General features: G+C 69.6%; 10 protein-coding genes. 6 read left to right on the top strand and 4 right to left on the bottom strand.

All coding sequences use genetic code 11. The features are described 5' to 3' along the window. From V7D28_RS11005 to V7D28_RS10985, 5 genes are all read left to right on the top strand, one after another. Positions 1-216 (top strand): flagellar biosynthetic protein FliR (locus V7D28_RS11005; RefSeq protein ID WP_333587428.1); only part of this gene is annotated, 216 nt, incomplete at its 5' end. 4 nt (positions 217-220) lie between these two features. Continuing rightward, a complete protein-coding gene (gene flhB / locus V7D28_RS11000; RefSeq protein WP_333587427.1) occupies positions 221-1312 on the top strand; it encodes a flagellar biosynthesis protein FlhB in 1092 nt (363 codons plus the stop codon). Positions 1313-1427: 115 nt separating this feature from the next. Further along, on the top strand, positions 1428-3113 hold the full coding sequence (locus V7D28_RS10995) for a carboxylesterase/lipase family protein (protein ID WP_333587426.1): 1686 nt from the start codon (positions 1428-1430) through the stop codon (positions 3111-3113). A gap of 77 nt (positions 3114-3190) precedes the next feature. Further along, entirely contained in the window at positions 3191-3457 is a 267-nt protein-coding gene (locus V7D28_RS10990; RefSeq protein WP_333587425.1) for a ribbon-helix-helix domain-containing protein, read from the top strand. Beyond that, a complete protein-coding gene (locus tag V7D28_RS10985) occupies positions 3454-3783 on the top strand; it encodes a type II toxin-antitoxin system RelE/ParE family toxin (RefSeq protein WP_333587424.1) in 330 nt (109 codons plus the stop codon). The genes V7D28_RS10990 and V7D28_RS10985 overlap by 4 nt, the downstream gene beginning before the upstream one ends. A gap of 12 nt (positions 3784-3795) precedes the next feature. Here the strand turns inward: V7D28_RS10985 and V7D28_RS10980 are convergent, their stop codons facing one another. Both V7D28_RS10980 and yghU read right to left on the bottom strand, forming a co-directional pair. Further along, positions 3796-4425 carry an NUDIX hydrolase gene (locus V7D28_RS10980; RefSeq protein WP_333587423.1) on the bottom strand — a complete coding sequence of 210 codons (630 nt, stop codon included), beginning with the start codon at positions 4423-4425 and terminating at the stop codon, positions 3796-3798. A 20-nt stretch (positions 4426-4445) separates the two neighbouring features. Further along, positions 4446-5321, bottom strand: coding sequence for a glutathione-dependent disulfide-bond oxidoreductase (gene yghU / locus V7D28_RS10975; RefSeq protein WP_333587422.1), 876 nt, complete (start codon positions 5319-5321; stop codon positions 4446-4448). Between the two features lie 227 nt (positions 5322-5548). Between yghU and cckA the strand changes: the two genes are divergently transcribed. After that, the gene (cckA, locus tag V7D28_RS10970; protein ID WP_333587429.1) at positions 5549-7621 is read left to right on the top strand and encodes a cell cycle histidine kinase CckA; all 2073 of its coding nucleotides are present in this window, start codon (positions 5549-5551) and stop codon (positions 7619-7621) included. A 22-nt stretch (positions 7622-7643) separates the two neighbouring features. Here the strand turns inward: cckA and V7D28_RS10965 are convergent, their stop codons facing one another. Together V7D28_RS10965 and trhA are read right to left on the bottom strand one after the other, a co-directional pair. Continuing rightward, complete coding sequence (locus V7D28_RS10965) at positions 7644-8288, bottom strand: exopolysaccharide biosynthesis protein (protein WP_333587421.1); 645 nt, start codon at positions 8286-8288, stop codon at positions 7644-7646. Positions 8289-8450: 162 nt separating this feature from the next. Beyond that, positions 8451-9128: a PAQR family membrane homeostasis protein TrhA gene (gene trhA, locus V7D28_RS10960; RefSeq protein ID WP_333587420.1), complete on the bottom strand. Its 678-nt coding sequence runs from the start codon at positions 9126-9128 to the stop codon at positions 8451-8453. Positions 9129-9384 lie beyond the last annotated feature (256 nt).

Genomic DNA, 9384 nt, shown 5'->3' with positions numbered 1-9384 from the left:
CTCGGCCTGCAGCTGGCCGCGCCGGTGGTGGTGTTCTCGCTGATCTTCAACATCGCCGCGGGCCTGGTGGGGCGGGTGATGCCGCAGTTCCAGATCTTCTTCGTGGCCACGCCGCTGCTGGTGCTGACCTCGCTGTCCATCTTCGCGCTCAGCCTGGGCGTGCTGGGCATGGTGTGGGTGGAGCGCTACCGCGAGCTGATGGGGAACTTCCTCTAGTCCCATGGCCGAGAGCAACAACGACGCCGCCTCCAAGACAGAAGAGGCCACACCGCACAAGCTTCAGCAGGCCAGGCTGAAGGGCGATGTGGCCAAGTCGCCGGACCTGGCGCCCCTGGCCGCGCTCGCCTTCTCGGCCGCGGTCGTCGCCATACTGGGGGGCTGGCTGTCGAAGAACATGGCCGCGGCCCTCTTGCCCTTCATCGCCCATCCCGAACAGATCCCGCTGGAGGGGTTGGGCGTCATGGCGGTGGCCCGTCACGCCATCATGGCCTGCGCCCCGGTCCTGGCCGCCGTGCTGGTCACCGCGGCCCTGGGCGGGGCGGTGGGCAACCTTGTCCAGCACGGCCTGCTGTTCACGCCCGAAAAGCTCAAGCCCGACGTGCAGAAGCTGTCGCCCCTGGCCGGCTTCAAGCGCATCTTCGGCCCCGACGGCCTGTTCAACTTCGGCAAGTCCATCGCCAAGATCCTGGCCGTGGCGGCGGTGGCCTGGTGGGTCTTGGCGCCGCACATGCACGAGTTCCGCGGCCTGTCGGCCCTGGATCCTGCGGCCATGCTGCCCTTCAGCGCCCAGATCCTGCGCCAGCTGGTCTTCGCCGTGGTGGCGCTGATGCTGGTGATCACCGGCGCCGACTGGCTGTGGCAGCGCCATCGCTTCCAGAAGAAGATGATGATGAGCCGCGAGGAGGTGAAGGAGGAGTACAAGCAGACCGACGGCGACCCCATGATCAAGGCCCGCCTGCGCCAGATGCGGGCCGAGCGCTCCCGCCGGCGGATGATGCAGGCCGTGCCCACCGCCACCGTGGTGGTGATGAACCCGACCCACTACGCCGTGGCCCTGAAGTACGAGGCCGGCGCGGCGTCGGCCCCCCAGTGCGTGGCCAAGGGCGTGGACGCCGTGGCGCTCAAGATCCGCGCCGTGGCCGAGGAGGCCGGCGTGACGGTGGTGGAAGACCCGCCGCTGGCCCGCGCCCTCTATGCGGCGGTGGATGTCGACGAATTCATCCCGCCCGCCCACTACGAGGCCGTGGCCAAGATCATCGGCTTCATCCTCAGCGCCAAGAGCCGGCGCGCCCCGGCCAGGCCCTTACGCTGATCCGCCGAAGGGCGCGGCGAAGATCGCCTGCGCCATAGCCAGCCCCGGCCGCCCCGTGTGATATACCGGATGCAAGAATCTGGAGCCGCCGACGCAGGCGGACGGGGAGATGACCATGACCGCCAGCCGCCTCAATCCCACCCTCAACCGTCGCTGGGTCCTGGCCGGGGGCCTCTGGCTCGCTGCGGCGCCTGGCCTGGCGCGGGCCGCCGAGCCGGTGGTGGAGACCACGTCCGGGCGCCTGCGCGGGCGCAGCGCCGGCGGGGTGCTGAGCTTCAAGGGCGTGCCCTATGGCGAGCCCACCGGCGGCGCGGGCCGCTTCATGCCGCCCCGGCCGCGGGCGCCCTGGGCCGGGGTGCGCGAGGCCTATGACTATGGCGCCTCGGCGCCCCAGACCCTGGTGGAGGGGGTGGGCGCGCCCCGCGATCCCGCAGCGCCGGCGCCCTATCCCAGCCTGATCCGCTCGGACATCGACCCCCCGCCGCAGAGCGAGGACTGCCTGTTCCTCAATGTCTGGACGCCGTCCACCACGGGCAAGCGGCCGGTGATGTTCTGGCTGCACGGGGGCGGCTTCTCCACCGGCTCGGGCTCCTCGGCCTGGTATGACGGCGCCAATCTCGCCCGCAAGCAGGACGTGGTGGTGGTGACCATCAACCACCGCCTGAACGTCTTCGGCTTCGCCGACCTGTCGGCCTATGGGGAGCGCTACGCCGAGAGCGCCTCGGTCGGCATGGCCGACTGCGTGCTGGCCCTCCAGTGGGTGCGCGACAATATCGAGCGCTTCGGCGGCGATCCCGACCGGGTGATGATCCACGGGGAGTCCGGCGGGGGCCGCAAGGTCAGCGTGCTCATGGCCTTCCAGCCGGCCAAGGGGCTGTTCCACCGGGCGGTGGTGCAGAGCGGCTCGCAGCTGCGGGTGGACGGGCCGGAGCTGGCCGCCGAAAAGGGCCGCCGCCTGCTGGCCGAACTGCAGATCGCGCCCGCCCACGTCGATCGCCTGGCCGAGGTTCCCTTTGAAGACCTGCGCCGGGCGGGGATGAAGGCCAGCTCGGGCCTCGGCCAATGGCGGCCCACGGTGGACGGCAGGCTTCTGCCCCGCCACCCCTTCGATCCCGACGCCCCGGATCTGACCGCCGACATCCCCATGATGATCGGCACGAACCGCACGGAGATGTCCATCTATCTGGCGGTCAATCCGGCCATGGACACGCTGAGCCCCGCGGCCCTGAAGGTGATGCTCGGCCGGCTGACCACGCCGGAGCGGGCGGTGGAGGTGAACGACCTCTATCAGCGCCTCTATCCGCAGAGCTCCACCGCCGAGCGGCTCTATATGGCCGCCACCGACCGCAGCTACTTCCTGGACTCCACCCTCCAGGCCGAGCGCAAGGCCGCCCAGGGCGGGGCGGGCGCCTACTACTACGCCTTCTATCGGGAGACGCCGGTGCAGGGCGGGCGCTTTTTCTCGCCTCACGCCCAGGAAATCCCCTTCGTCTTCGACAATCTGGACAAGGCCGAGGTGATGGTCGGGCCGGTGACGCCCCAGGCCCAGGCCCTGGCCGACCAGATGAGCAGCGCCTGGGCCGCCTTTGCGCGAACGGGGGCGCCCGCCGCTCCTGGCCTGCCGGCCTGGCCGCTCTATGACGAGAGCCGCCCGGCCCTGGTCTTCGATGAGGGGCAGACGCGCATCGAAAACGACATCCGCGGCGAGCAGCGCCGGCTCATGGCCAGCTTCGGCAGCCAGCAGGACGCCCAGAGCGAACTGCCGAGCCCGGGCCAACGCATCGCCGACGCCCCCGTCTGAAGCTGGGATCGTCATGGCCTTTGTCCTGATATTCCCGTAAGATCTGGACATAGGCCTGATGGGTGGAAGAGGCGATCATGTCGAAACCCATGACCCTGAATGTGCGCGTCAGCGGACCGCTGGGTGATTTCGTCGCCGCCAATGTGGGGGCTGACGGCGCTTATGAGAACGTCAGCGAATATGTCCGCGACCTGATCCGGCGTGACATGGCGCAGCGGGAAGCGGAGACCTTCGCCCGTCTCAAGGCCGAGTTGGCCCGCGCCTTCAGACAGGGCGACGAGACCTTCGTGTCGGTGGACGCCGACGACTTCCTGGATCGGGTCAGGTCCAGATCGGCGCCATGAGCGGCGTGCGCATCCAGGCTGCGGCGCTGGTGCGCCTGGAAGACATCTATCGCTATAGCGCCGGCCGTTGGGGCGAGGCCCAGGCTGAGCGTTACATCCGCGGCCTGTTCGCCCGGTTCGAGGATATCGCCGCGCGCCGGCTGCCCTGGCGGCCGGTTCCGGCCGAGTTCGGCGTCGCCGGCTTTGTGACTCGCTACGAGCGCCACCTCATTTACTGGCGGGAACTGGCCGATGGCGAGGTGGGCATTGTGACCCTGCTGCATGAGCGCATGCACCAGATCGCCCGCTTCCGTGACGATTTCGCCCCTGAGGACGGACGTGGCTAAGGTCCCTTCGCCCTAACGCCAGGCGAAGACCGGCTGGTCCAGCTCGCTGACCCGGGTGATGCGGCCGGCGGCCAGCTCGCGCAGCTGATAGACCACCGCCGCCGTGGGCGCGTGCAGGTGCTGGTCGCCCACCCGCAGGCGGATCACCGGGCGCGGGGTTTCCGGGATGGTCTCGAAGCTGACGGCGCCGGGGTCCATCAGCTCGTCCAGGCGGATCCGGTGCACCGAGGCCACCTCGGCCGGGTTGGGCGAGATCTCCGCCGGATCGTCCAGCCAGGTCACGACGGGGGCGATGGAATAGCCCGAGCGCGTGGGATAGTCGTCCAGCACGCCCAGGATGTTGGCGGGCGGCAGGGCCAGGCCCAACTCCTCCTCCAGCTCGCGAAGAGCCGCAGCCTCCAGGGTCTCGCCCGGGTCGCAGCGGCCGCCGGGCAGGGCCCACTGGCCCGCATGGGCCCGCAGGGTGGCGGCCCGGCGGGTCAGCAGGAAGGCCGCCTGACCCGACCCGTCATCGGCCTCCACCAGGGTGATGGCCACAGCCGCGGGCTTCAGCCCCGCCTGCGGATGGACGATCCGCGGGAAGGCGCTGCAGCGCGCGGCCAGCCGCTCACGGAAGGCCAGGCTGAAGGAGAAGTCGCTCAAGGTCGCGCCGCCTGCCGCTCTCAGGCCTTGGCCGCGTCCAGCTTGTCCTGGGTCTTGGTGTCGAAGTCGCTGGCCTCGTGGCGCTCGCGCAGCTGGCTGGCCGGATCGCCGTTGACCCGGTTGACCATGCGGCCGCGGCGCACCGCCGCCCGCTCGCCGATCTGGTCGGCCCAGCGGATGACGTTCTTGTATTCGTGCACCTGCAGGAACTCGCCGCCCTCGTAGAGCAGGCCCTTGGCCATGCCCCCGTACCAGGGCCAGACGGCCATGTCGGCGATGGTGTAGTCCGCCCCGCCCAGATACTCCGTCTCACCCAGGCGGCGGTCCAGAACGTCCATCTGGCGCTTCACCTCCATGGCGAACCGGTCGATGGCGTATTCGATCTTGATCGGCGCATAGGCGTAGAAGTGGCCGAAGCCCCCGCCCAGATAGGGGGCGCTGCCCACCTGCCAGAACAGCCAGGACAGACACTCCGCGCGTCTGGCCGGGTCAGTGGGCAGGAAGGCGCCGAATTTTTCGGCCAGATGGATCAGGATGGCGCCGGATTCGAACACCCGGATCGGCTCGGGTCCGCTGCGGTCCAGAAGAGCCGGGATCTTGGAGTTGGGGTTGATGTCCACAAAGCCCGACGAGAACTGGTCGCCCGAGCCGATATTGATCAGCCAGGCGTCATACTCGGCGCCCGCATGGCCCAGGGCCAGCAGTTCCTCCAGCATGATGGTGACCTTGACGCCGTTGGGCGTGCCCAGGGAGTAGAGCTGCATCGGATGGCGGCCCACGGGCAGGTCCTTGTCGTGGGTCGGGCCGGCGATCGGCCGGTTGATATTGGCGAAGCGACCGCCGCTTTCCTTGTTCCAGATCCAGACCTTGGGCGGGGTGTAGGTCGTTTCGCTCATGGGAATCTCCGGGCCTCTCTCTGGGCGTGGTTCAGGGGCGTTTCGCGTTCGCACTCTGCGGTGCTGGCGCCAATGTGGGGGCTCGCGGGCGGTTTGGCGACCATCGGCCGCAACCTTCCGGCCACAGAAAGGTCTCGTAAGGGTCTCTCATGGCCTTGTGAGGTATGATGCCCGTTGATTCGCAGGGGCGCTTCGGCCCCAGGCAAGAGGTGATCGGCAGGTCCGCCATGGTCGAGACCCCGTCCCAGGAGGCGCCGCAGCGCCGTTTCGATCCGCTGACCGCGGTCGCGGTGGTGTTTTTCCTCATGGCCGTAGCCTTCGCCGCCGCCCCGGCGCTTAACGCCGGCCCCGCCACCCTGGCCGGGCTGATGCTGCTGGTGGGGCTTGCGGGCGTGGCCTGTCTTGGCCTCTTCGTCCTGCGCTCGACCCTGGAGCCCGCGCCCGAGGCCGAGCCCGGCGCCGACCGGCTTCTCGAGGCGCTGAGCGAGGCTGCGGCCCTGGCCGGCGTCGACGGCCGCATCCACGCCGCCAACGCGGCCTGGCGCAGCCTGATGGGCGAGGCGCCGCGCCTGCCCAAGGGCGGGACCTCGGCGGCCAGCCTGTTCGCCGCCCTGGGCGCGGCCCGTCGCGGCGAGACCGCCCACGCCACCCTGCGGGCCGGCGGGGCTGATCAGGCGGTGGACATCTCGCCCTTGGGACAAAGGCGCTTCCTGGTGCGGGTGCGCCCGGCTGCGCCGGAGCCGCTGGCCCTGCCGTCGGCCGCCCTGGAAGTGCTCACCGCCGCGGTCAGCGCCAAGGCGCCGCCGCCAAAGGTGCTGGACGCCTTCGCCGCAGCCTCGCCCTTCGGCGCGGCCCTGCTGGAGGGGGAAGACCCCTTCAACGCCGTCATCGTGGAGGCCAACCCCGCCCTTTCGGCCATGGCCGGCCGGGTGGAGCGCGGCCAGGCGTTTGGCGATCTGATCGAAGCCCAGGCTCGCCAGGACGCCGCGGCCCGCCTGTCACAGGGCGCCGAGGGGGCGCTTGAGGTGCGGCTCGCCCGCGATCCCGGCAAGATCGCCCACCTCTATCTGTCCCGCCCCAGCGGCCGCTGGGTGGCCTATCTGGTGGACGTGTCCGAGCAGAAGCAGATGGAGCTTCAACTGGCCCAGAGCCAGAAGATGCAGGCCATCGGCCAACTGGCCGGCGGGGTGGCGCACGACTTTAACAACCTGCTCACCGCCATCCTCATGCAGCTGGACAGCCTGGCGGCGCGTCACCCGGTGGGTGATCCCTCCTATGAGGGGTTGAACGAGATCCGCCAGACCTCCAACCGGGCAGCCGACCTGGTGCGCAAGCTGCTGGCCTTCTCCCGCAAACAGACCGTCCAGCGTGAAATCCTCGAGCTTGGCGAGCTGATCAGCGAGTTTGAGGTGCTGCTCCGCCGGGTCCTGTCCGAGGACGTGACGGTGGAGACCGAATACGGCCGTGACCTGCCTCACGTGCGGGTCGATCGGGGCCAGCTGGAAACCGCGGTGATGAACCTGGCCGTCAACGCTCGCGACGCGGTGCGCGCCCATGGGGGCACGACAGTGCGTATCCGCACCGCGCGCCTGTCCGAGGCCGAGGCCGCCCAGCTGGGCTATGGCGGCGCCCAGGGCGATCAGGCGCTGATCGAGGTGTCCGACGACGGCCCCGGCATTCCCGCCGATGTGCTGGACAAGATCTTCGACCCGTTCTTCACCACCAAGCCGGTGGGCGAGGGGACGGGCCTGGGCCTCGCCACCGTCTATGGTATCGTCAAGCAGTCCGACGGCTGGATCTCGGTGACTTCGAAGCCTGGGCAAGGGGCGGCGTTCCGCATCTTCCTGCCGGCGCACCAGGCCCCGGCGGTGGCGGCCACGCCCCTGCCGCTGGCCAAGCCAAAGCCCCAGGCGCGTGACCTGTCCGGCGCCGGCCGCATCCTGTTCGTCGAGGATGAGGACGCCGTGCGCGGCGTGGCCGCCCGCCTGCTGCGGGCCCGCGGCTATGAGGTGATCGAGGCGGCCTCGGGCGAAGAGGCCCTGGAGCTGGCCGAGCTGCACGCCGGCGAGATCGACCTGATGATCTCCGACGTGGTCATGCCGGGCATGCAGGGACCCGACCTGCTCAAGCAGGCGAGGGACTATCTGGCCGGCGCGCCGGTGATGTTCATCTCCGGCTATGCGGAGGCCGAGTTCTCGAACCTGCTGGAGGGGGAGACCAACATCTCCTTCCTGCCCAAGCCCATCGACATCAAGACCCTGGCCGAGCGCGTGAAGCAGGAGCTTCAGAAGGCGGCTTGAGGCCCTGAACCCCGGCTGTCGCTCAGCCGGGGAAGAGGGCGGTGACCCGCTCGAAGGAGTCGCCCACCGCGGTGATGAAGGTCACGGCCGCCAGGATCAGGGCGTTCCAGACCAGGGCCAGGATGATGACGCTGAGCGCCGCGCCCACAGCCCCCACAAGGCCCGCCACGCCGTCCCGTTCCAGCAGGCCGAAGCCGAAGGCGGCGATGGCGAAGGAGGGCAGCATGTTGCCGAACGGGATGGGCAGGAAGACGATCACCGCCAGCACCAGGCAGACCGCACCGATGAACCGGTCGGCCACCCGGCCATAGAGGAACCGCCAGCGGGGACGCAGGTGACGCTCAAGCCGCTTCAGGTGAGGCTCCAGCCGCACCGCCATGGTCTGGAACTCCGCCCGCCGCATGGAGCGGTTCATCAGCGCGCTGGGCAGCCAAAGGGTCGGCCGCCCAATCATCAGCTGGAAGGCGATGAAGATCAGCGGCGCCCCCAGGATCGCTGAGACGCCCGGCGGCATGGGCAGGGCCAGGGGGGCGGCGAACACCGCCAGAAGCGCGCCGAAAGCCCGGTCGCCGAAGGCTTCCAGCACGTCGGCCACCGTCACCTTGGGGGCCGGCTGCTCGGCCAGGCCGTTCAAAATGTCGGAAAAGCGGTTGACGGCGTCGACCACGGAGAAACTCGCAAGAACTGAGGCGGCGGTGCGCCCTCACATGAAGGCGCGAGGGGAAAATTGCACCCCCCATGCGAACCTGTTGCAGAAAAAACCCAACCTTGTGGCCGGTGGCCCACGGTCAAGCCCAGATCGGGACGAGGGCGAGGCGCGCGGTCGCGATCAGGCGGCGGCCTGTTGTCCCAGGACCATGGCCAGGAGCACGGCGGCATAGTGGGCGCCGGCTCCACCCACCACATGGCCGTGCCAGATGGCCCGGCGGAAGCGCAGGCGACGCATGAGGTAAAAGATCACGCCCACCGAATAGAGCAGCCCGCCGATGGCCAGCAGCAGCATGGAGGGCCAGGGCACGGCGGCGATCATCGGGCCCAGCGCCACCACTACGGCCCAGCCCAGAGCCAGATAGACCGCCACCCAGACCTTGCGCCCCAGGCCGGGGAGGAACAGCTTTCCGGCCACGCCCAGGGCGGCCACCGCCCAGATGCCCGTGGTCATGGCCACCGCCCAGGCGCCGCTGAGGCTGGCCACGGTGAACGGTGTGTAGGAGCCGGCGATCATGATGAAGATACCGGCATGGTCCAGCCGGCGCAGCAGCGGCCTGTGGCGGGCGGGGGCGAAGTTGTAGGCGGTGGAGCAGCCCAGCATTAGCAGCAGGCCCGCCGAATAGATGGCCGCCGCCGTGGTCTTGAGTGGCGAGCCCTGCCAGATGGCCAGCCCCAGGAGCACGCCGCCGCCGATCAGGGCTGCGGTCAGGCCGATGATGTGCACGCAGAGATCGGCGCACTTGGCCGAGGGCGTGGGATAGTGACGGGGCGGCTTGTCGAGGGGCGCGGGGCTCACGGTCTCATCTCCTGCGCGTCTCTTAGGCCAAGGGAGGGTCTGCGGCTAGGTCTGGCGCCTCTCGGCGCCCTTATTCGGGCGGTTCTGCAGCCACCAGGTCACGGCGGCCGCCGGATCAGGCGCCATGGCCGGGCGGACGTCGAGCCCCTACATTGCCGACCATGTGCAAGTGCGTCGATCAAGGGTGCGTATCATGACCTCCTCGCCGGAAAAGCCGTCGGCCCTGAAGGCCGGCCTGCTGTGCCGTTGTCCCCGT

The sequence above is a fragment of the Phenylobacterium sp. genome (genome assembly GCF_036723115.1).
GTDB lineage: Bacteria > Pseudomonadota > Alphaproteobacteria > Caulobacterales > Caulobacteraceae > Phenylobacterium.
This window is presented reverse-complemented; position numbering and strand designations above follow the sequence as displayed.

Bases quoted from the DNA above. Each gene is read 5' to 3' on its own strand.
- V7D28_RS10995 (WP_333587426.1), top strand. From the start codon at position 1,428: ATGACCGCCAGCCGCCTCAATCCCACCCTCAACCGTCGCTGGGTCCTG.
- cckA (WP_333587429.1), top strand. From the start codon at position 5,549: ATGGTCGAGACCCCGTCCCAGGAGGCGCCGCAGCGCCGTTTCGATCCG.
- V7D28_RS10990 (WP_333587425.1), top strand. From the start codon at position 3,191: ATGTCGAAACCCATGACCCTGAATGTGCGCGTCAGCGGACCGCTGGGT.
- yghU (WP_333587422.1), bottom strand. From the start codon at position 5,321: ATGAGCGAAACGACCTACACCCCGCCCAAGGTCTGGATCTGGAACAAG.
- V7D28_RS10985 (WP_333587424.1), top strand. From the start codon at position 3,454: ATGAGCGGCGTGCGCATCCAGGCTGCGGCGCTGGTGCGCCTGGAAGAC.
- flhB (WP_333587427.1), top strand. From the start codon at position 221: ATGGCCGAGAGCAACAACGACGCCGCCTCCAAGACAGAAGAGGCCACA.